Source organism: Microbacterium sp. (assembly GCF_051860965.1).
Taxonomy (GTDB): Bacteria; Actinomycetota; Actinomycetes; order Actinomycetales; family Microbacteriaceae; genus Microbacterium.
On sequence record NZ_JBIMKU010000006.1, the window covers coordinates 157,688 to 177,965 of the forward strand.

At 69.1% G+C, this 20,278-nt stretch carries 18 protein-coding genes and 1 tRNA gene; 7 read left to right on the forward strand and 12 right to left on the reverse strand.

Annotated elements, in window-relative coordinates:
• Positions 1-43 precede the first annotated feature (43 nt).
• The gene (locus ACTIFV_RS13170; protein ID WP_439593244.1) at positions 44-955 is read left to right on the forward strand and encodes a pseudouridine-5'-phosphate glycosidase; all 912 of its coding nucleotides are present in this window, start codon (positions 44-46) and stop codon (positions 953-955) included.
• Positions 955-1,800 (forward strand): carbohydrate kinase family protein, encoded by an 846-nt coding sequence (locus tag ACTIFV_RS13175; RefSeq protein ID WP_439593245.1) that lies wholly within the window; start codon positions 955-957, stop codon positions 1,798-1,800. Before ACTIFV_RS13170 ends, ACTIFV_RS13175 begins: the two co-directional genes overlap by 1 nt.
• Before the next feature lie 4 nt (positions 1,801-1,804).
• Here ACTIFV_RS13175 and ACTIFV_RS13180 read toward each other — a convergent pair whose 3' ends face one another.
• Together ACTIFV_RS13180 and ACTIFV_RS13185 are read right to left on the reverse strand one after the other, a co-directional pair.
• The gene (locus ACTIFV_RS13180; RefSeq protein ID WP_439593246.1) at positions 1,805-2,242 is read right to left on the reverse strand and encodes an SRPBCC family protein; all 438 of its coding nucleotides are present in this window, start codon (positions 2,240-2,242) and stop codon (positions 1,805-1,807) included.
• Positions 2,235-2,591 carry an ArsR/SmtB family transcription factor gene (locus ACTIFV_RS13185; RefSeq protein ID WP_439593247.1) on the reverse strand — a complete coding sequence of 119 codons (357 nt, stop codon included), beginning with the start codon at positions 2,589-2,591 and terminating at the stop codon, positions 2,235-2,237. The genes ACTIFV_RS13180 and ACTIFV_RS13185 overlap by 8 nt, the downstream gene beginning before the upstream one ends.
• Positions 2,592-2,676: 85 nt before the next feature.
• On the opposite strand from ACTIFV_RS13185, the gene ACTIFV_RS13190 reads away from it, so the two are divergent.
• The gene (locus ACTIFV_RS13190; RefSeq protein ID WP_439593248.1) at positions 2,677-3,240 is read left to right on the forward strand and encodes a dihydrofolate reductase family protein; all 564 of its coding nucleotides are present in this window, start codon (positions 2,677-2,679) and stop codon (positions 3,238-3,240) included.
• Entirely contained in the window at positions 3,237-3,722 is a 486-nt protein-coding gene (locus ACTIFV_RS13195) for a DUF2087 domain-containing protein (protein ID WP_439593249.1), read from the forward strand. Before ACTIFV_RS13190 ends, ACTIFV_RS13195 begins: the two co-directional genes overlap by 4 nt.
• On the opposite strand, the gene ACTIFV_RS13200 is transcribed toward ACTIFV_RS13195, so the two are convergent.
• The 5 genes from ACTIFV_RS13200 to polA all read right to left on the reverse strand — a co-directional run bounded on the left by ACTIFV_RS13200 (position 3,711) and on the right by polA (position 11,367).
• On the reverse strand, positions 3,711-4,475 hold the full coding sequence (locus tag ACTIFV_RS13200) for an SGNH/GDSL hydrolase family protein (protein ID WP_439593250.1): 765 nt from the start codon (positions 4,473-4,475) through the stop codon (positions 3,711-3,713). The two genes, ACTIFV_RS13195 and ACTIFV_RS13200, sit on opposite strands and share 12 nt — an antisense overlap.
• Before the next feature lie 13 nt (positions 4,476-4,488).
• Positions 4,489-5,856 carry an MFS transporter gene (locus ACTIFV_RS13205; RefSeq protein WP_439593251.1) on the reverse strand — a complete coding sequence of 456 codons (1,368 nt, stop codon included), beginning with the start codon at positions 5,854-5,856 and terminating at the stop codon, positions 4,489-4,491.
• A gap of 45 nt (positions 5,857-5,901) precedes the next feature.
• Positions 5,902-6,930, reverse strand: a complete 1,029-nt coding sequence (locus tag ACTIFV_RS13210) for an LLM class flavin-dependent oxidoreductase (RefSeq protein ID WP_439593252.1) — start codon at positions 6,928-6,930, stop codon at positions 5,902-5,904.
• A 44-nt stretch (positions 6,931-6,974) separates the two neighbouring features.
• On the reverse strand, positions 6,975-8,648 hold the full coding sequence (locus tag ACTIFV_RS13215; RefSeq protein ID WP_439593253.1) for a DUF885 domain-containing protein: 1,674 nt from the start codon (positions 8,646-8,648) through the stop codon (positions 6,975-6,977).
• 79 nt (positions 8,649-8,727) lie between these two features.
• Positions 8,728-11,367: a DNA polymerase I gene (polA, locus tag ACTIFV_RS13220; RefSeq protein WP_439593254.1), complete on the reverse strand. Its 2,640-nt coding sequence runs from the start codon at positions 11,365-11,367 to the stop codon at positions 8,728-8,730.
• A gap of 44 nt (positions 11,368-11,411) precedes the next feature.
• On the opposite strand from polA, the gene ACTIFV_RS13225 reads away from it, so the two are divergent.
• Positions 11,412-11,846: a hotdog fold thioesterase gene (locus ACTIFV_RS13225; RefSeq protein ID WP_439593255.1), complete on the forward strand. Its 435-nt coding sequence runs from the start codon at positions 11,412-11,414 to the stop codon at positions 11,844-11,846.
• Positions 11,847-11,851: 5 nt separating this feature from the next.
• Here ACTIFV_RS13225 and ACTIFV_RS13230 read toward each other — a convergent pair whose 3' ends face one another.
• The gene (locus tag ACTIFV_RS13230; protein ID WP_439593256.1) at positions 11,852-12,472 is read right to left on the reverse strand and encodes an ANTAR domain-containing response regulator; all 621 of its coding nucleotides are present in this window, start codon (positions 12,470-12,472) and stop codon (positions 11,852-11,854) included.
• Positions 12,473-12,524: 52 nt separating this feature from the next.
• Between ACTIFV_RS13230 and ACTIFV_RS13235 the strand changes: the two genes are divergently transcribed.
• Positions 12,525-12,607, forward strand: a tRNA-Leu gene (locus ACTIFV_RS13235).
• Positions 12,608-12,688: 81 nt separating this feature from the next.
• Positions 12,689-15,163: a helix-turn-helix transcriptional regulator gene (locus ACTIFV_RS13240; RefSeq protein ID WP_439593257.1), complete on the forward strand. Its 2,475-nt coding sequence runs from the start codon at positions 12,689-12,691 to the stop codon at positions 15,161-15,163.
• Between the two features lie 4 nt (positions 15,164-15,167).
• On the opposite strand, the gene ACTIFV_RS13245 is transcribed toward ACTIFV_RS13240, so the two are convergent.
• The 4 genes from ACTIFV_RS13245 to ACTIFV_RS13260 form a co-directional block, all read right to left on the reverse strand.
• Positions 15,168-15,473 carry a hypothetical protein gene (locus tag ACTIFV_RS13245; RefSeq protein ID WP_439593258.1) on the reverse strand — a complete coding sequence of 102 codons (306 nt, stop codon included), beginning with the start codon at positions 15,471-15,473 and terminating at the stop codon, positions 15,168-15,170.
• Positions 15,474-15,651: 178 nt separating this feature from the next.
• The gene (locus tag ACTIFV_RS13250) at positions 15,652-17,742 is read right to left on the reverse strand and encodes an acyltransferase family protein (protein WP_439593259.1); all 2,091 of its coding nucleotides are present in this window, start codon (positions 17,740-17,742) and stop codon (positions 15,652-15,654) included.
• Entirely contained in the window at positions 17,739-19,064 is a 1,326-nt protein-coding gene (locus ACTIFV_RS13255; RefSeq protein WP_439593260.1) for a glycosyltransferase, read from the reverse strand. Before ACTIFV_RS13255 ends, ACTIFV_RS13250 begins: the two co-directional genes overlap by 4 nt.
• Before the next feature lie 238 nt (positions 19,065-19,302).
• Positions 19,303-20,214, reverse strand: a complete 912-nt coding sequence (locus tag ACTIFV_RS13260; RefSeq protein ID WP_439593261.1) for an Ig-like domain-containing protein — start codon at positions 20,212-20,214, stop codon at positions 19,303-19,305.
• Positions 20,215-20,278: the final 64 nt, after the last annotated feature.

A 20,278-nucleotide genomic window follows, 5' to 3' on the forward strand; every position in this document is an offset into this window, starting at 1 on the left:
GCTCGAGAGCGCGCGCGGTGTGCGCGTAGACGAAGGGCGAGGAATGACAGCGTTGCGTGTGGCGGACGAGGTGCGGGATGCCGTGGATGCCGGGCGCCCGGTCCTCGCACTGGAATCGACGATCTTCACCCACGGACTGCCCCGCCCTCGCAATCTCCAGGTGGCGACCGAAGCCGAGGAACGGGTGCGGGCCGCGGGCGTCGTGCCCGCGACGATCGGCGTCGTGGACGGCATCCCGACCGTCGGTCTGTCGGCCGAGGAGATCGCACGACTGTCGACGAGCGACGGCGTCGTGAAGGCGAGCCTCCGCGACCTGCCGGTCGCCGCCGTCAAGGGCCTGAGCGCGGGCACGACGGTCGCCGCCACGGCCCACCTCGCCCACCTCGCGGGCGTGCGCGTGTTCTCGACGGGCGGTCTCGGAGGCGTCCACCGCCGCGCGCAGGAGACCTTCGACGAGTCCGCCGACCTCGGCACGCTCGCGGCGCTGCCGCTCGTCGTCGTGAGCGCGGGGGTCAAGTCGATCCTCGACATCCCGCTGACCCTCGAACGGCTCGAGACGCTCAATCTCGCCGTCGTCGGCTACCGTACGACCGACTACCCCGGGTTCTACATCTCGGACTCGGGCTACGACATCGAGTACGCGGTGGACTCCCCCGCCGAGATCGCGCGCATCGCCGTGGTGCGCGACGCGCTGGGGCTCGCCTCGACGCTGCTCGTCGCGAATCCCGTCGCCTCGGACGCCCAGCTCGACCCCGACCTCCACGACGACGTGCTCGCCCGGGCTCTCGCCGAGGCCGACGACGCCGGGGTCTCGGGTCACGACACGACCCCCTTCCTGCTCGACTTCATGCAGCGAGAGACCGGCGGGCGGAGCCTCGACGTGAACGTCGAGGTGTACCGCGGCAACGTCGCGCTCGGTGCCGAGATCGCTCGTGCGATGGCGGACGCCGGCTGATGCTCGTCGTGATCGGCGATCTCGTCGCCGACCTGATCGTGCTCGGCGGTGCGCACCTCGCCCGCGGCACGGACAACCCCGCCGAAGTGCGCCTGACGCGCGGCGGCAGCGCCGCGAACGTCGCGGTCGCGGCCGCGGGAGCAGCGGATGGCGGGCATGTCGTCCGGTTCATCGGCCGCGTCGGCGCAGACACCCTCGGCTCGACCCTCGTCGCCGAACTCGAGGGCGCGGGGGTGGATGCCCGGGTCCAGCGCGCCGGCCGCACCGGGGCGATCGTGATCCTCGTGGACGACGAGGGCGAGCGCACGATGATCACCGACCGCGGTGCCGCGGCGGAGCTGGAGGCCATCGATCCGACCTGGCTCGACGGCGCCCGCCACGTGCACCTCCCGCTGTACGGGTTCGCGGACGAGGGGTCGCGCAGAGCGCTGCTCGGCGCCGCGACGATGCTGCGCGGCCGCGGCATCCCGCTGTCGCTCGACCTCTCGAGCACCGCGACGATGGGCCTCCTCGGCGGCGAGGTCCTTGCGGAGCTGCTCGACGCGCTCGCGCCCGGGATCGTGTTCGCGAACGCCGACGAAGCCGCACTCGTGTCGGAACTCGGGCTCGAGGCACCCGGCGTCTACGTCGTCAAGCGGGGCGGGGATCCGGTCCTCATCACGATCGACGGCGCGACCGTCGAGGTGCCGGTCGTCCGCGCGGACGTCGTGGACTCGACGGGCGCCGGCGACGCGTTCGCCGCCGGGTACCTGATCGCGATGCTCGAGGGAGCGGATGCCGTCAGCGCCGCGCGGGCGGGCGTCGAGCTGGCCCGCGCGGCGCTGCATCGAGCAGGTGCACTCTGACGCGTCAGCGCGAGACGACGATCCGCTCGATGTCGTCGATGAAGGCGTTGTAGCCCGCGATCGTGGCGGCGACCTGCTCGTCGCCGAAGTCGGCGCGATCCTGACTGATCGTGAGGCGTGTCGCGCCGTCGATGTCCTCCAGGTCGAACAGCACCGGGAGTCCCGCGTACTCGTCGGGGTTGTCGGTCAGCGTCATGGCGAGGTGTGCGGGCGGGTCGACCTCGATGTACTCCCCCGCCCAGTCGATGCGGTTGCCGTCGGGGAGCACCATGACGGCACGGAATGCGCCGCCGGGTCGCACGTCCATCGTGAGGCTGTCCTGCGGCACCTCGACGGCGGCGGTGCCGAACCAGACGGCGAAGTGCTCGGGGCGGGTGAGCGCCTCGAAGACGAGTTCGCGCGGTGCGGCGAGCTCGCGCGTGATCGTGAAGTAGTCAGCCATGGTGGTCTCCCTTGTCGATGGTGCGAACGGTCTGGAGGGCGTTGAGGTACCCGTCGAGGGCGTCGACGCTGTCCTGCCAGAAGGCGGCGTAGTCGCCGATCCACCGCGATGCCGCGGCGAGCGGGCGCGCCTCGAGTCGAGCGGGGCGGTACTGGGCGTCCCTCCCCCGAGAGACGAGTCCCGCCGCTTCGAGGACGCGGAGGTGCTTCGAGACGGCGGCGAAGGTCATGTCGAAGGGCTCTGCGAGCTCGCCGACCGTCGCCTCGCCCTGTGCGAGCCGCGCGAGCATCGCCCGCCTGGTCGGGTCGGCAAGGGCCGAGAAGGTCCTGCTGAGCTGGTCGGTCGACATGAGCGCCTCTTCCGTATTCAACTGAACAGTACAGTACCGCTTGGTTGAATACAAGATGTCGCGGCCGACCGCTACATTGACCTCCATGCCGAAGGTCATCTTCTACACCGCGACCACGCTGAACGGGTTCCTCGCCGACGACCACGATTCGCTCGATTGGCTGTTCGCAGCGCCCGGTGGCGAGGGCGGCGACGACGACTTCCAGCGCTTCCTCGCGGGCATCGGTGTGCTCGTCCAGGGCTCGACGACCTATCAGTGGGTGCTCGCGCACGAGGATCTCATCGACCATCCCGAGAAGTGGCCCGCCTTCTATGGCGCGCGACCCACGTACGTCTTCACGACACGCGATCTGCCCGGCGTCGAGGGGGCGGACGTGAGATTCGTCCAGGGTTCGGTGACGGATGCCTGGCCGGCCATCCGCGATGCCGCGGGCGACCTCGATGTCTGGGTCGTCGGCGGCGGCGATCTCGCGGGGCAGTTCGCGGATGCCGGCCTGCTGGACGAGATCCGCGTCTCGATCGCCCCCGCCACACTGACCTCGGGCAAGCCGCTTCTCCCCCGCGTGCTCGGGGCAGACATGCTCGAGCTGACGGCGGTGAACAAGGCCGGCGCGTTCGCCGAACTGACCTACACGGTGAAGCACGCATGAGCGATCGTTGGCGCGCTGTGGTCGCCGCCCTCCTGAACCCCGAGCTCCGCGCCGTACTGGCAGAGGTGTCCCAGGCCGATCTCACCGACAACCGCCGCGAGCGAGCGCTCGCCCGACTCGCTGACATCGGGCTCGTCAGCCAGCGCGCAGACGGAGCGTGGGTGTTCGACGAGGCTTTCGTGCGCAGCATCCTGAACGAGAATCCGCCGGTGAGAAGGACCGGCGTCGACAGATTCCTCGACAAGGACGGGCGGATCGACCGCTATCCCGTGCAGCACGGCGACCGACGCGAGCTGCTGGCGTGGGTGGCGGGGCGCGCGTTCTCGTCGGGCGAGGTGCTCAGCGAGGCCGAGGTGAACGAACGGCTCGAGCCCTTCGCGCCGCGCGGGGATGTCGCGGTCCTGCGGCGGTATCTGGTCGACCACGAGCTGCTCGAGCGCACGGTGTCGGGCTCGGAGTACGCGCTCGCCTCAGGCGTGTGAGGGGTCGACCGTCACCCAGGCGGGATGTTTCGGCTCGCGGTTGTCGCCGGACGACGTACCGGTCAGCCGGCGCTTGACCCACGGACCGACGTGTTCGCGGTAGTAGCGGGCGCCGCGCAGATTCACGGCATCGGGCAGCGGAGGAAGCGACCACCACCCGGCCGGCGGCTCCATGCCGAGGGCGGTGAGCACGCGGGCCGCGACGCGGTGGTGGCCGCGCGCATTCATGTGGAGCCGGTCCGGTGACCAGTAGGGCGGGCTGGAGAGTTCTCGATCCGGCCAGTTGAGAGCGCGCACGACATCCGGTCGTCCTTCGAGCCGCGCCACCACGGCTGCCGAGAGCTGGTCGCCCCGCCGCTGGAACACGGGGCCGAGCGGGAGCTGACCGGACGGGTTCGCGCCCGACAGCACGATGAGCGTCACGCCCTCCGCATCGCACCGCTCGAGGACATGCGTGAAGAAATCGGCGATGTGCGCGAGCGACGTCCGCGGTCGCAGCATGTCGTTGCCGCCGCCGTTGAACGACAGGTGCGTGGGCTTGAGCGCCAGAGCGGGCTCCAGCTGCTGCTCGACGATGGGCCCGGCGAGCTTGCCTCGGATCGCGAAGTTCGCGTACTCGATGCTCTCGCCCGCGGCATCCGCCCATCCCTCCGCGACGAGATCCGCCCAGCCGCGGACGCGGCCGTCGGGCAGCTCATCGCCGACGCCCTCGGTGAACGAGTCGCCGATGGCGGCGTAGCGGATGGAGCTCATGCCTCCAGGCTACCTAGCGTTCGTCGAGCGTCCGTCCGCGCGCGTCGACGAGCCCCCAGGTCGCGGCGGCGGCAACGGCGAAGAACACCCCGAACATGACGAAGAGGATCACGGTCGATCCCTCGGTGACCAGGAGCGACGCCACGACCAGCGGCGCGACGATCGAAGCGATGCGACCGACACCGGCGGCCCACCCGGATCCGGTCGCGCGGAGCGATGTGGGATAGAGCTCGGGGCTCACGGCATACAGGGCGCCCCACGCGCCGAGGTTGAAGAACGACAGGGCCATCCCCGCCGCGATCACGGTCGCCTCGGTCGAGGCTGTGCCGAAGAAGACGGCGGCCGCGGCGGAGCCCGCGAGGAACACCGACAGCGTCAGGCGGCGACCCCAGACTTCGATGAGCCACGCGGCGAGGGCGTACCCGGGCAGCTGCGCGAGCGTGATGATGAGCGTGTAGCCGAAGGAGCGCACGAGGTCGTAGCCCTGCTGCACGAGGATCGACGGCAGCCAGATGAAGGCGCCGTAATAGGCGAAGTTGACGCAGAACCACACGATCCACAGGCTCGCGGTGCGCAGGCGGAACTCGCGCGACCACAGCGCCGAGAGTCGGTCGCGGGCGGTCGTCGCGGCGGGCGGGAGTTCGATCGGTCCCGTCGTGAGGCGCCGCTTGGCCTCCCACGTGACCGAGGCCGACTTCTCGAACCGGCGCACGACGGCATCCGCCTCGTCGTGCCGCCCGCGCCGATCGAGCCAGCGCGCGGACTCGGGAAGACCCCACCGCACGATGAGGGCGTACACGGCGGGGATCGCGCCGATCGCGAAGGCCCAGCGCCACCCGCTCTCCGACGCCGGGATGACGAAGAAGCCGATGAGGGCGGCGGCCGTCCATCCGATCGCCCAGAACGCCTCGAGGATGACGATCAGGCGGCCGCGCATGCGCGCGGGAGCGAACTCGCTCACGTACGTGGACGCCACGGGCAGTTCGGCGCCGAGGCCGAGCCCGACGAAGAAGCGGAGCACGAGCAGCAGCGCGAGTCCTCCGACGAGGGCGCTCGCTCCGGTGGCGAGTCCGTAGACCACGAGCGTGACGGCGAAGATCTGGCGTCGCCCGAACCGGTCTGCGAGCAGGCCGCCCAGAGTCGCGCCGACGGCCATGCCGAGGAAGCCGATGGATGCGATCCAGCCGGCCTCCGCGGGCTGCAGCTGCCACTGGACGGCGAGGGCTGCGATGACGAACGAGATGAGTCCGACGTCCATGGCGTCCAGCGCCCACCCGATGCCCGACCCGGTGAGCACCCGCAGGTGCTGCTTCGTGAACGGGAGGCGGTCGAGCCGCTCGGACGTCGTGACGGCGCGTGCGGCGGTCGAGGCATCCGTCATGGGTTTCATCGTAGGGATGCCGCGACCGCGGCAAGGATCAAAGTTTTACGCGAGCATCTCGCGCACGAGGGGCGTGACCTTCGTGCCGTAGAGCTCGATCGAGCGCATGAGCTTGTCGTGAGACAGAGTGCCGGTCGAGAACTTCAGGTCGAACCGTTCGGCGCCGAGGGTGCGGACGGTGTCGGCGATCTTGCGGGCGACGGTCTCGGGCGAACCCGCGTAGATCGAGCCCTCCGGACCGATGTCGTGCTGGAAGCGCAGGCGGTTGTACGGCGGCCACCCGCGCTCGCGCCCGATCGTGTTGTTCATCGCCTCGAAGCCGGCGTACGCCTCATCCCAGGCCTGCTGGTCGGTGTCGGCGATGTGGCCCGGCGAATGGATGCCGACGGGAAGCGTCTCGCGACCGAACGAGTCCAGCGACCGGTGATAGAGGTCGACGAACGGCCGGAAGCGGTGCGCGGGTCCTCCGATGATCGCGAGCATGAGTCCGTAGCCGTACCGGGCGGCGCGGACGACGGATTCGGGCGAGCCGCCGACGCCGATCCACGCCTTGAGTCCGTTCGCGGTCTTCGGGAAGACATCCGCGTCGGTCAGACTCGCGCGTGTCGTGCCCTGCCACGTGACGGGCTGCTCGGTCATGAGCTGGGAGAAGAGATCGAGCTTCTCCTCGAAGAGCACTTCGTAGTCGCGCAGGTCGTAGCCGAACAACGGGAACGACTCGATGAACGATCCGCGCCCGAGGATCACCTCGGCGCGCCCGTTCGAGACGGCGTCGAGAGTCGCGAACCGCTCGTACACGCGCACCGGGTCGTCGCTCGAGAGGACGGTGACGGCGGTGCCGAGGCGGATGCTCTTGGTGACGGATGCCGCGGCCGCGAGCACGATCTCGGGGCTCGAGATCGCGAACTCGGGGCGGTGATGCTCCCCCACGCCGAAGAACGAGAGTCCGACCTCGTCGGCGAGAGCCGCCTGCGCGACGACGTTGCGGATCGTCTCGGCGTCGGTGAGACGGTTGCCCGCGTCGTCGATCGTGACGTCGCCGAAAGTGTCGAGGCCGAGCTGGATTTCATTCATGTGAATACGAACTCCGCTCGGCCCCGACCTATTCCGTCCCGCGGTCAGTTCGCGAGCGCCGCGCGAAGCGTGTCGAGACCGACGCCTCCGATGTCGAGCGCGCGCTTGTGGAACGCCTTGATGTCGAACGCCTCGCCCTCGCGGGCGGCGACGTCATCGCGCAGCTGCTCCCAGATGCGCTGGCCCACCTTGTACGACGGCGCCTGACCCGGCCAGCCGAGGTAGCGATTGACCTCGAACTGCACGAACTCGTCGGGCATGTTGACGTTGCCGCGCATGAAGTCCAGCGCGTAGTCGTGGTCCCACGTGCCGGCGCCGTCGAGGCGGGGCTTCTCAAGGTGGACGCCGATGTCGAGCACGACACGGGCGGCACGCATGCGCTGGCCGTCGAGCATGCCGAGGCGATCCGCCGGGTCGTCGAGGTATCCGAGCTGCTCCATGAGGCGTTCCGCATAGAGAGCCCAGCCCTCGGCGTGGCCCGATGTGCCGCCCAGCAGACGGCGCCACGAGTTGAGCTGCGCGCGGTTGTAGACGGCCTGTGCGATCTGGAGGTGGTGCCCCGGAACGCCCTCGTGGTAGACGGTCGTGAGCTCGCGCCACGTGTCGAACTCGGTCACGCCCTCGGGCACCGACCACCACATGCGGCCCGGACGCGAGAAGTCGTCGGTCGGACCGGTGTAGTAGATGCCGCCTTCTTTCGTCGGCGCGATCATGCACTCGAGACGGCGGATCGGGTCGGCGATGTCGAAGTGCGTACGGCCGAGCTCCTCGACGGCGCGGTCGCTGGTCTCCTGCATCCACTTCTGCAGGGCCTCGGTGCCGTGCAGCTTGCGCGACGAGTCCTGCTCGAGGAACGCGACCGCCTCTTCGACCGAGGCGCCGGCCTTGATCTCGTTAGCGATCGAGGTCTGCTCCTCGACCATGCGGCGGAGCTCTTCGACGCCCCACTCGTAGGTCTCGTCGAGGTCGATCGTCGCGCCGAGGAACCGGCGCGAGTTCAGGGCGTACAGCTCTCGTCCGACGGCGTCCTTCTCGCTCGACGCGGGCGCGAGCTCGCTCGAGAAGAAGTCGGCGAGCTGGTCGTACGCGACGCGCGCCGCGTTCGCGCTGTCGGCGAGTTCGACGGCGAGGGATGCCGGGAGCTGGCCCTCGGCGGGGGCGGCGTCGCCTGCGAAGGTCGCGAAGAAGCCGTTGTCGGCCGTGTAGCGCCCGATCTGCGTGATCGATTCCACGACCTGGCGACGTGCGGGCACGACGCCCTTCGCGATGCCCGACCGGAGCGTCTCGACGTAGCCGTCGATCGCGCCGGGCAGTGCGCGCAGCCGGGTCGCGACGACCGACCAGTCGTCGGCGGTCGCCGTCGGCATGAGGTCGAACACCGATCGCAGCTCCTGCACGGGCGAGGCGATCACGTTGACGTTGCGCAGGTGCCAGTCGGCGTCGTGCAGCTCGAGCTGCAGGTCGATCTCGCGCAGGAGGTCGATCTTGGTCACCTCGTCGATCGCGTCGACTGGAGTGGCGGAAGCGAGCGCCGCGTGGGTCGCGCGAGCCTCGGCGAGGAGACGCTCGGTGCCCTCGGGCGAGTAGTCGCCGAAGCGGTCGTTGTATTCGAAGCGCCCGATGTACGTCGCCAGTGACGGTTCGAGCTCGGCCAGGGTGTCGACCCACGCGTCTGCGATCGTGTCGATCGGCGTGGGGGTGCGTGAAGCATCAGTCATGCCCACGAGCCTACGAGCCTCTCCGGACGCGACCAAAACCGAATGCTGCACGGCGGAGCCGGATCGGTCCGAATCGTGATCAGTGCGCGGCGTCGTCCCAGTTCGCGCCGCGTCCGATCTGCACATCGAGGGGCACGGTCAGCGATGCGGCGTCGCCCATGCGCTCGCGCACGATGCGCTCGGCGGCATCCCACTCCCCCGGGGCCACTTCGACGACGAGCTCATCGTGGATCTGCATCAGCACGCGCGAGCCGAGACCTTCGCGGGCGAACTCGTCGTGGATGTGGAACAGCGCGATCTTCATGATGTCGGCCGCGCTGCCCTGGATCGGAGCGTTGAGCGCCGCGCGCTCGGCGTTCTCGCGCAGCACCCGGTTGGGACTCGCGAGGTCGGGGAACGGGCGCCGACGCCCGAAGATCGTCTCGGTGTAGCCGTCGATGCGCGCCTGCTCGACGGACGAGCGCAGATAGTCGCGCACGGCGCCGAAGCGGGCGAAGTACTCCATCATGAGCTGCTTCGCCTCGGACTGCTCGATGCGCAGCTGCTTCGAGAGACCGAATGCCGACAGGCCGTAGACGAGCCCGTACGACATCGCCTTGACCTTCGTGCGCATGGCGGCGGTGACGTCGGCCGGCTCGACGCCGAAGACCCGCGCGCCCACGAAACGGTGGAGGTCCTCGCCGGAGTTGAACGCCTCGACGAGCCCCGGATCTTCGGACAGATGCGCCATGATGCGCATCTCGATCTGGGAGTAGTCGGCCGTCAGCAGCGTCTCGTAGCCTGCGCCGACTTCGAACGCGGCGCGGATGCGCCGGCTCTCCTCGGTGCGGACGGGGATGTTCTGCAGATTCGGATCGGTGCTCGACAGGCGACCCGTCTGGCTGCCGGTCTGCACATACGTCGTGCGGATGCGGCCGTCAGCGGCGATCGCACTGTCGAGCGACTCGATGATCTGGCGGAGCTTCGTCGCCTCGCGGTGCTGCAGGAGCTGATCGAGGAACGGATGCGGCGCCTGCTCCTGCAGATCGGCGAGCACCGCGGCATCCGTCGAGTACCCCGTCTTCGTCTTGCGGGTCTTGGGAAGCTGCAGCTCTTCGAACAGGACCTCCTGCAGCTGCTTGGGAGAGCCGAGGTTCACCTCTCTGCCGATCGTCGCGTAGGCCTCCTGCGCGATCGCGTCGGCACGGGCCGCGAGCTCGCCGGAGAAACCCGACAGCCTGTCATGCGAGACGGCGACGCCCGCGAGCTCCATGGCGGCGAGGGCCGTGAGGGTCGGCAGCTCGATGTCGGCGAGGACGGATGCCACGCTCGGCGCCATCTCGGCGCGCAGCGCGTCGGCGACCCGCAGCGTGTACCAGGACAGCTGACCGGGTGTGGCGCCCTCGGTCTCGGGCACGAGCTGCGTCGGATCTGCCTCGGGCAGCTTCTCGTCGAGGTAGCGATCGACGAGATCGGCGAGGCTCTTGTCGGGGAAGCTCGGCTTCAGCAGCCACCCCGCGACACTCGTGTCGAAAGCGAGTCCGTCGAGGGTCGTACCGGCGCGGAAGAGAGCCTTGACCTGCGGTTTGGCGTCGTTGAAGACCTTCGGTGCGTCGGAGGCGAGCCAGGAGGCGAGGGATGCCGCGACCTCCGGCGACCAGTCGGCCTCAGCCGCGGCATCCGTCGTCGACACGCCCACGCGGGCCGGAAGGCCGCCCTGGACGGCGAGGGTGACGGCGACCTCGCCGGGTTTGTCGGCGAGCCACGCGGCGAGGGCGGGGCCGTCGAGCTGCTCCGCGACCGGCGCGAGCTGCGCGGCGGCGGATGCGACGGCGGCCATCTGCTGTTCGATGCCCGCGAGTTCGGCGACGCGCGGGATCAGCGTCTTGAACTCGAGGCGGGAGAAGATGTCGCGCACTCCCTGAGCGTCCATCGGCTGGACCTCGAGGTCGGCGACCGTGACGGGCAGCTCGACGTCGGTCAGGAGCCGGTTGAGCCGGCGGTTGCGCCGGACGTCGTCGAGGTGCTCGCGGAGGTTTCCGCCCACGACACCGGTCACCTTGTCTGCGTTGGCGAGCAGCTCGTCGAGCGAGCCGAACTGGGTCAGCCACTTGACGGCGGTCTTCTCCCCCACCTTCGGAACGCCCGGCAGGTTGTCGCTCGTCTCGCCGACGAGGGCCGCGATATCGGGGTACTGCTCGGGCGGCACGCCGTAGCGGTCGATCACGGCCTGGCGGTCGTAGCGCTTGAGCTGCGAAACGCCCTGGACGTTCGGATATAGGAGCGTGACGTCGTCGTTCACGAGCTGGATCGTGTCACGGTCTCCGGAGCAGACGAGGACGTCGTAGCCGTGCGCGGCCCCCTGCGTCGCGAGCGTCGCGAGGATGTCGTCGGCTTCGAAGTCCTCCTTCGCCAGGACCTGGATGCTCATCGCGGCGAGGCAGTCCTGAAGGAGCGGGATCTGCCCCTTGAACTCGGACGGGGACTCGGAGCGGTTCGCCTTGTACTCGGTGTACTCGCGCGTGCGGAAGGACTGGCGGGACGTGTCGAAGGCGACGGCGAGGTGCGTGGGCTTCTCGGCCTTGATGAGGTTGATCAGCATCGAGAGGAACCCGTAGATGCCGTTCGTGTGCTGGCCGTCCTTCGTGGAGAAGTTGTCGACCGGGAGGGCGAAGAAGGCCCGATATGCCAGCGAATGGCCGTCGACGACGAGAAGGGTAGGCTTTGCGGAGTCCGTCACCCTGAGAGTTTAGCCAGGGCATCCGACACCCGAGAGCGAGTCCCATGAGCGTGCCATCCTCCGCTGAGATCAACGGCCTCGACTGGGCCGCGAGCCGCGGAACGGGCGCCCTCGCCGAGAAGATGGGCATGGAGTTCACGGAGTTCACCGTCGAGCGCTGCGTCGCCACGATGCCCGTCGAAGGCAACACGCAGCCCGTGGGGCTCCTGCACGGCGGCGCGTACGTCGTGCTCGGCGAGTCGCTCGGCTCGATGGCCGCGAACCTGCACGCGGGCCCGGGTCGCCTCGCCGTCGGTGTGGACATCAACGCGACGCACACCCGCTCGGCGACATCGGGAGTCGTGACGGGGGTGTGCACGCCGATCCACCTCGGGCGCACCATGACGGTGCACGAGATCGTCGTGACCGACGATCAGGGCAGACGATGCTCGACCGTCCGGATCACGAACATGATCAAGGACCTGCCGAAACAGGACTGAGCGGGTCAGCCCTTCTTCGGCGCGAGCTGCTCGATGATCGCCTTCGCGACATCCTGCATCGTGAGGCGGCGGTCCATCGACGCCTTCTGGATCCAGCGGAATGCCTCGGGCTCGGAGAGCCCCATCTTCTCGTTGAGCAGGCCCTTGGCCCGGTCGACGAGCTTGCGGGTCTCGAAGCGCTCGACCATGTCGGCGACCTCGGCCTCGAGGGTGATGATCTGCTCGTAGCGCGCCAGCGCGATCTCGATCGCCGGCAGCAGGTCGTTGGGGGTGAAGGGCTTCACGACGTAGGCGAGCGCACCCGCCTCACTGGCCCGCTCGACGAGCTCCTTCTGGCTGAACGCCGTCAGCAGGACGACGGGGGCGATGTGGTTCTTGCTCAGCTTCTCGGCGGCCGAGATGCCGTCGAGCTGCGGCATCTTGACATCCATGATGACCAGATCGGGGCGCAGCTCGGTCGCGAGCTGGACCGCCGTCTCGCCGTCACCGGCCTCGCCGACGACGTCGAATCCGTTGTCGCGAAGGATCTCGACGATGTCGAGCCGGATGAGCGACTCATCCTCGGCGACGACGACACGACGAGGGGTGGATGCCGCGGGAACGGTGGGCTCTTCAAGCTCAGTCACCTCTGAATCCTACGGTATGGTCGTTCGCGACGGCGGAGTGGGGCTCCGCCCGGCCGGTGTGGCGGAATGGCAGACGCGACCGACTCAAAATCGGTTGTCCGTGAGGACATGTGGGTTCGAGTCCCACCACCGGTACTCTCCTCGAAACGCGGTTACGAGTGTCATAGACTCCTGGCCACCGGCGCGATGCCGCGCTGCCGGGGTGAGGAGTCAGCCGTGCAAGCCCGCGACGACAGCCTGCTCCACGCGATCGAGGTGATCAACGCCGGCGGCAGTCTCGACATCGTCGGCGAGAACGGCTCGGGTCGCGCCGCGCTCCTCGACGCGATCGGCGGGTACTTCACCGCTCGCGGCACGAACGTGCTCCGCGTCGAGGGGTGGCATGCCTTCTCGTCGACGCCGCTCGCCGCGCTCGGCTGGCTGTCGGTGTCGATGTCGAGCCTGCTGACGGCCTACAACGACATGGTCTCGCTCGTCGGCGATCGAGCGTCGTTGATCCTCGTCGACAGCTGGGAGCTCGTCGACCCGATGAGCTGGGGCGTACTGACCCGTGTGCGTCGTCACACCGGCACCCCTATCGCCACGACGAGACTCATCGGCAGCGGCACGACCAACGGGTTCATCAACAACGGCGCGGAGGCGACGTTCCAGCTCCGTCTCGCGCCGCTGCGGGTGAAGGAGCTCGAGCGCACGCTGTCCGCCGCGCACGGGCACGAGTTCGATCCCGGCACGATGTCGGACATCTATGCCGCGACCGCCGGGAACGAGGGCCTCGCACGAGCGCTCTACGAGGCGGCGCTCCGCGCCGGCCGGCTGCGCCTCGAGGGCAACACGGTGCACTCGCACGGCGATCTGTGGACACCCGCGATGTCGAGCATCGTCGAGACCGTCCTGAGGCCCCTGCCCACCGAGCTCCGCGACGATCTCGCGACGCTCGCCTTCCTCGGCTCTGCTCCGATCGCGCAGGCGACCGGCGCCATCGGCCGCGAGGCCATCGAGGCGCTCGCCGATCTCGGCTTCATCGAGATCTTCTCGGCGGGCTCCGTCGCGCTCGTCGCGGTGCGGCAGCCGCTGATCGTGTCGTACTTCCGCAACGAGACGTCGAACATCAGACGGATGCTGGTGACCGAGGACCTCCACGACGTGCGCACCGCCGGCATCCTCTCCGTGGTCCCCCACAACGACGACCAGGCCGAGCTGTTCGTCGCTCTCGTGCACGAGTACGAGCGGCAGCGCCTCGCCGAGGCGCGCGCAGCCTGGGACAAGCAGCACACGCGCGACACCGCCGCGGCCCTGCTCGCAGTGCTGGGCCGCGCCTCGAACACCGGCGCCGAGATCTCCGCGCTCATCCGCTCGAGCAGGAGCCTCCCCGGCACTCCTGAGGGCATCGTGGCGTGGGACCTCTGGTATGCGTCCTACCACGCGCTGGTCCAGGGCGACCCGGCGGGAGCGGCGCGCATCCTCGATGAGAGCGCGCGCGAGCACCCGGAAGCAGCAGGTGCGCTGCAGCTTCGACGTGCGCTCGTCGAGACCATGCTCGTGCGTGCGGTCGATCCCGGCGAACTTCCCGACGAGGACTCCCTGCCCGCTGATCAGGCGTGGCTGCTGCCGATGCACCGGGCGTACATCGCTCTCGCTGGCGGCGATGTCGACACAGCGCTCGCGCTCGCCCTTCCGTTGAAGGACCAGGGCATCGAGGACTCTCTCCTCGATCTGGTCGTCGTGATCGCGCTCACCGCCGACGGTCAGTACGCGCGGGCGCGCCAGCTCGCAGCAGCCGGGATCACGGCGGCGTCGGAGGCATTCGATCCGAGCGATCTCCACCGCTACGTCTACATGGCGGCGCTGTCGTCCTTCATCGCAGGGCGCCATGGTGAGGCCGAGGACATCATCGGCACGGTCTCGCAGCTGGTCGCGCCGGTCGACGAGGGGCTCGCGCACCTCGGCATCCAGGCCATCGCGACATCCATCGCCGCCCGGCGCGGCGGCGTGATCGCCGAGGCGCCGACCGATGCGATCGTGGGCGTCCAGGGCGCCTTTCCCGGAATGCAGCGCGAGTGGATCGACGCCGAGGAGCTTCGCGCGCAGGGGGATGCCGTCGGAGCCGCCGATCTGCTGAGCGCGGTGGGCGATCAGCTGTGGGATCGCGGATTCCGGCTCGCGGCGGCCTACGCCTACCTCTCCGCGGTCGGCGCGGATCTCACCGCGGACCGGCTGGAGCGCTCACGTCCGAGGATCGACCAGGTCGGCGGGGACGGCGTGAAGGCGCATCTGGAACTGCTGATCGCTCGCGTCAGCCAGGATCTGCAGGGTATGCGTGCGGGCGCGCAGCAGGCGGAGGACGACGGACGCTGGTTCTTCGCGCTCCTCACGTGGAGCGAGGTCGCCGTCCTCGCAGAGCGCTCCGGCGACCTCGCGGCAGCGGAAGAGGCCGAGACGCACGCGACGCGACTGCGCACCGAGGTCGAGGGCACAGGGGTTCCCGCGCCGCTGCGCCGAGTCCCCCACAACCTCACCGATCGCGAGCGCGAGATCGCGCGGCTCGCGGCATCCGGTCTTCCCAACTCCGAGATAGGGCAGATGCTGTTCGTCTCGACGAGGACGGTCGAGTCGCACCTCAACCGCGCGATGCGGAAGGCGGGGGTGCAGACGCGGCAGGAGCTGCGGGAGCTCTATCGGTCGGGGCGCTAGCCGGTCAGGCCGCTGCGAGCGGACGGACAGCACCGGACGCACCGCACGCGCACGACCACGTCCGGTCGCCGCCCTCGCCCGCGCAGGTGATGCCGTGCGCGAGGTGCGAGCGCAGCCGGCGGCGCTCGTTCGCCAGGACGCGCGTGCGAACATCGAGCGCGCGCTCCGCACTCTTGCGGGCCGCCCGCGCCTGGTCGAATGCCGCTGTCACGGCCGCTTCGCGCCCCCGTGCATCGCGGACGAGCTCATGCAATTCGCGCAGGCTCAGCTGGCCGGTCGCGGTGGTGATCGAAACGGTGCTCGTCGACATGTCGGTGGTCCTGTCCTGCTCGAGTGATGTGAGTGGTCGTCTCCGACGCTACGGATCGCGACCGCTGCGGGTGCGGGATGCCGGTGGATCTGCGTGCATCCGGCTGAGATCTCCGTGTGTCAGGGGCCTGTCCTGCGGTCCCGACGCCCGCGCTTTCGCGTATCGCGGTGGGCTCGAGTCAGCGTCCCGCGACCGCCGGGAGTGCGTTCTGGATGGAGGCGGTGAGCCAGGGGGCGATCTCGCGCTTGCCGGCGTCGGAGAAGTGGACGCGGTTGTCCAGGTACATCTTCTCGCCCGTCGTCGTCTCGGTCGTGCAGTCCTCGGTGGAGCAGACCTGGGCCTGCAGGTCGAGGAGCTGGATCGTGGGGTACGAGGCGAGGACGTCGGCGAGGATGCCGTTGAACGCGACCGCTTGAGCGGGAGTGACGACGGCGTTGTGCAGGCGCGAGTTGGCGATGTGGACGGATGCTCCGGTGCCGTCGAGCAGCTCGACCATCCTGACCAGCTCGGCCCGGTACGTCGCGGCGAACGCGGAGTCCAGGACGTCCGTCCGGACTTCGCCGAAGATCTGGGTGACGGCGTCCCACGCGATGTTGACGACGATCGCATCGGGCTTGGCGGAGTCGATGTGCTTCTGCCACCGCTCGACCCAGTTCGCGCAGCCGGTGGGGGCTCCCTGCGTGATGCCGTTGGCGGCCTGCTGGCCGGAGGCGCCGGAGATGCCGCAGCCGGGGAGTCCGCCGTCGACGACGGTGAAGTGCTCGCCGGCGTTGGCGGCGAGGGCGCCGGCGAAGTCGTTCGCGAGCGAGTCGCCGAGGGTGAGCACGGTGGTGGAGCCGGCGCCCTTGGGCATCGCGGTGACCACCGTCGGCACGACGAGCACCGATGCGGTCGTGAGGGCGAGTGTCGCCCAGAAGGTCGCTCCCCCGCGCCGCCAGGGGCGCATCCGCAGAGGCTCGGCCACGAGGTGATGCAGGCCGCAGGCGACGAGGATCGACACGGGCACGCCCAGGATGAGCAGATCCCACGCGTTCCAGTCGCCGGTCCTCATGATCACCCAGTAGAGGGGCATGTGGATGAGGAACAGCGTGTAGGAGACTTTGCCGAGCTCGACGAGCGGCTTCCAGGCGAAGACCTTCGCGACGAGGTTGTGCGGGCTCGTGAGAGTGAGCACCAGCAGGCTCGCGAGGATCGCGACCGTGACGAAGCCGTACTGGAACAGCCAGGCGGCCTCGTAGGTGGTGGCCTGGAGGGAGAAGATCACGATCAGCGCAAGCAGGACCACGGACGAGACCGTGACGAGCACCGTCTTGACACCGTCGGCGAAGACGCTGGGGCCTTTGGAGATGTAGCCGGGCGACGCTTCCCGCCGGGCGCGACTTTGCAGCATCAGGTAGGTGATGGATGCCGCGACCGCGCCGGCGACGAGACCCGAGAAGTGGGTGTCGGTCCCGAGATAGACCCGGTCGGCGTTGCTGCCGTCGTAGACCAGATTGGGGATCACGGCGGACGCGATCAGGCCGACCGCACCTACGCTCATGACCAGGAGTGCGGTCAGCTTGGACCACTGCCAGGCGTTCTCGCGCGACGAGACACGCTTGCTGATGGCGCGGCCGACGAGGAGGACGACGAGCATGAGGACGGGCCAGACGAGGTAGAACTGCTCGGTGATCGCGAGCGACCACATGTGGCCGAGCGGGTTGAGGGCTTCGAAGCCGTCCCAGTACGCCTGGCCCACGGCGATCTGCTCCCAGTTCGTCAGGTAGACGAGGGAGGCGATCGCCTGTTGGCCGAACCTCTCGAGCTCGTGCGATCCACCCCAGGCGACGACCGCGAGCAGAGTGAGCAGCATCGTCACGAGCAGCAGCGGGAGGAGACGCTTCGCCCGGCGGAGGTAGAACTGCCCCATCTTGAGCGTCCCGGTCTTGTGGTACTCGCGCAGCAGCGTGAAGGTGATGAGATACCCGGACAGGACGAAGAAGACGTCGACTCCGAACAGGCCGTTGTGGTAGATGCCCGTGTGGTAGACGAGCACGCTGAGGATCGCGATGGCTCGCATGCCGTCGATCGCGGCGAAGTACGCGTTGCCGAGCTGAAGTCCCCCGACGGGCGGGCTCCGCCTCGAGCGATGGGAGGGTCGTGCGGTGTGGCGGCGGCTCGCGGTCTGCGCGACGGCGTCGCGGACCTCTCGACGCGACATCGCGCGGTGCGGGGGCTCTGGGGTCGTGGTGCGCTGACGGCGGCGGGTGGGGGCGACGATGGCGCTCATGCGGGGACTCCGATCGCGGGCGTGAGGTTCTCGTCGACGCGCTTGGTCTTCTGCCAGCCGTTCTCGTTCTTGAGGATGCGTGACAGAGCGCTCCACACGGCGGCGAACGCGAGGTAGTTGATGATCGGGAACGCGTGGGCATGCAGGAGCGACACCCAGAACTCCTTCGCCTCGTCCCGGCGGTAGTAGACCCAGGCGCTCACGAAGACGGGACCCAGGGTGAGGAAGTACCAGGCGACGGCGCCGAGGAGCAGGGTCGGCGATGAGGTCACGAAGGCGAAGAAGGTCCCCCATTCGAGGATCATGCCGATGATGGCCCAGTGGAACAGGATGCTCCACGGCAGGATCGTGACCCACGGGGTGAGGATGTAGGCGGACAGCTCGAGCGCGCGCTTGTGCGGAAGCGTGGGCGTGCGCCAGATCTCGGGCAGGCGCTTGGCCATCGACATGTGGCCCTGGAACCAGCGGCGACGCTGCGTGAAGAGTGCGGGGATCGTCTCGACCGCCTGCTGCTCGACGGCGGCCTTCGGGGTCGCGGTGAGCTTCCAGCCCTGCAGCGCCATCGTGACGGCGAGGTCGAGGTCCTCGGTGAGCGACTCCGACCAGGGCTTCTCCCCCGCCGCGTTGAGCGCGGAGAGTCGACTGAACTGCCCGTTGCCGCCGAGCGACACGGTGCCGGTCGCTGCGCGTCCGAGTTGGGTGACGGCGGTCGTGGACCAGAAGTGGAAGTCCTGATAGCGGGTGAGGAATTTGTCGCGGTTGCGGATGCGGACCGCCAGCTGCGAGCCACCGACCTCGGGGTCGTCGAACAGAGGGAGGATCTCGGCCATCGCGCCGTCGGAGAGCCGGCCATCGGCATCCATCACCGCGACGAGCACCCTCTCGACGTCCTGTCCGCGTTCGGCGACGAGTTCGCGTACGAGCCGGACGGCGTCGTTGAGGCCCTCGCCCTTGCCTTTGCGTGCATCGGGGAACTCGCGGCGGAGGATGACGAGCTCGTCTCCCCCGTTCTCGCGGGCGACCTCGGAGGTGCGGTCGTCGGAGGCGTCGTCGATGACGATCGTGGTCGAGAAGGGCGAGCCGGAGAGCGCCCTGACGGTCGCGCCGATCACGGCCTCCTCATCGAGACACGGCACGAGGAAGTACGTGTGGAACGTGCCGGGTTCGTTCAGGAACGGGTTCTCGTAGGTCGCGCCGTTCATCACGGAGAGCTTCTCGCCTGACTTGTGGATGACCCGCACACCCGAGAAGAACAGCACCCAGAGGTACGCGAACGAGATGGCGATGACAACGGCGGCAGCGCCTGCGAAGACGGCGATCAAGGTGAACCTCCGAGTGTGGAAGATGTGCGTCGCCGGGAGGGCGGGGCATCAGGGATCACGTTAGGGACGCCGACATCAGCGGATTCGTCACCTCCGGCGATCTGCGTAGGCGATCGCGGAGATCTGCGGCAATCGCTTCGAAACTGCGCACGTGCGTGCGATTTCCGCGCGGTACGCGCGCTCGCCGGCGCCGGGCCCCTGTGTCTGCAGAAGCCCGGCACGGCGTTGCGCGGAGTGCCTACGCCTTGTCGGAGAAGCGGCGGCGGATGCCGAACGCGCCGAGACCGGCGAGAGCGAGCGCGCCGGCGCCGAGGCCCGCGGCGAGCGGCATGACGGGAACGCCCTCACCTTCTTCGTCGATGACGACGACGTAGGAAGCTTCGACGACCTTCTCGCCGGCGGTGAACGTCAGGTCGAGGGGACCCTCGGCGAGAGGACCGGCGACGGTGGCCGACCAGCTGCCCTGCGCGTCGGCGACAGCCTCGCCGAGGACGGCGCCGTCGGCGTCCGTGATGACGACGGTGGCGCTCGGCTCGGCGGTGCCCTGGAACACCACGCCCTCGGTGTCGATCGTCGAGCCGACAGCCGGCGAGGTCACGACGAGGTCGGCGATCTCCACCTCGGGCTCGGCGACCACGTAGGTGTCGGAGATGCCCTGGAAGCTCATGGTGTTGATCGCGGTGCGAGCGCGGAACTCGTCGCCGGGCTGGGCGTTCGCGGGGATGACCAGCTGCACCTCCCAGCGGTAGGTGTTGGACGTCGCAGTGACGTAGTTCGTCGAGGTCGTCGCCTTGCAGTCGAAGCGCTGGCTGGCGACGCTCCACGTGCCGCACTGGCTGATGTTCAAGCCGGTCACGCGATTCCAGTCCGAGCCGGACTGGATGAAGCCCGCGTACGGAGCACCCTTGATGATGGTCGCGCCGGGGCCGTCTGCGAAGGCGTAGGCGGTCATGCCCGGCTGAACCGTGATGCCCGTGCCCTTCACTGTCGGGTAGGCCGTGACAGTCTCGCCGGGCTGAACGTAGATGATCGCACGGTTCTCCGGCTCGGCGGCGTTGGCGGGAGCAGCTGCGAGCAGCGAGCCGAGGCCGAGGGCCCCGATGGTTCCGAGCGCGGCGAGTCCGCGGCCGAGGGTGGTCTTGAGCGTCATGAGCTCGTGGCCTTTCTTGGTCGTGTGACGCGTCGCGCGCCACGAAGAGGCTGGTCGCCTCAGG

Bases quoted from the DNA above. Each gene is read 5' to 3' on its own strand.
- ACTIFV_RS13170 (WP_439593244.1), top strand. From the start codon at position 44: ATGACAGCGTTGCGTGTGGCGGACGAGGTGCGGGATGCCGTGGATGCC.
- ACTIFV_RS13175 (WP_439593245.1), top strand. From the start codon at position 955: ATGCTCGTCGTGATCGGCGATCTCGTCGCCGACCTGATCGTGCTCGGC.
- ACTIFV_RS13180 (WP_439593246.1), bottom strand. From the start codon at position 2,242: ATGGCTGACTACTTCACGATCACGCGCGAGCTCGCCGCACCGCGCGAA.
- ACTIFV_RS13185 (WP_439593247.1), bottom strand. From the start codon at position 2,591: ATGTCGACCGACCAGCTCAGCAGGACCTTCTCGGCCCTTGCCGACCCG.
- ACTIFV_RS13190 (WP_439593248.1), top strand. From the start codon at position 2,677: ATGCCGAAGGTCATCTTCTACACCGCGACCACGCTGAACGGGTTCCTC.
- ACTIFV_RS13195 (WP_439593249.1), top strand. From the start codon at position 3,237: ATGAGCGATCGTTGGCGCGCTGTGGTCGCCGCCCTCCTGAACCCCGAG.
- ACTIFV_RS13200 (WP_439593250.1), bottom strand. From the start codon at position 4,475: ATGAGCTCCATCCGCTACGCCGCCATCGGCGACTCGTTCACCGAGGGC.
- ACTIFV_RS13205 (WP_439593251.1), bottom strand. From the start codon at position 5,856: ATGACGGATGCCTCGACCGCCGCACGCGCCGTCACGACGTCCGAGCGG.
- ACTIFV_RS13210 (WP_439593252.1), bottom strand. From the start codon at position 6,930: ATGAATGAAATCCAGCTCGGCCTCGACACTTTCGGCGACGTCACGATC.
- ACTIFV_RS13215 (WP_439593253.1), bottom strand. From the start codon at position 8,648: ATGACTGATGCTTCACGCACCCCCACGCCGATCGACACGATCGCAGAC.
- ACTIFV_RS13225 (WP_439593255.1), top strand. From the start codon at position 11,412: ATGAGCGTGCCATCCTCCGCTGAGATCAACGGCCTCGACTGGGCCGCG.
- ACTIFV_RS13245 (WP_439593258.1), bottom strand. From the start codon at position 15,473: ATGTCGACGAGCACCGTTTCGATCACCACCGCGACCGGCCAGCTGAGC.
- ACTIFV_RS13250 (WP_439593259.1), bottom strand. From the start codon at position 17,742: ATGAGCGCCATCGTCGCCCCCACCCGCCGCCGTCAGCGCACCACGACC.
- ACTIFV_RS13260 (WP_439593261.1), bottom strand. From the start codon at position 20,214: ATGACGCTCAAGACCACCCTCGGCCGCGGACTCGCCGCGCTCGGAACC.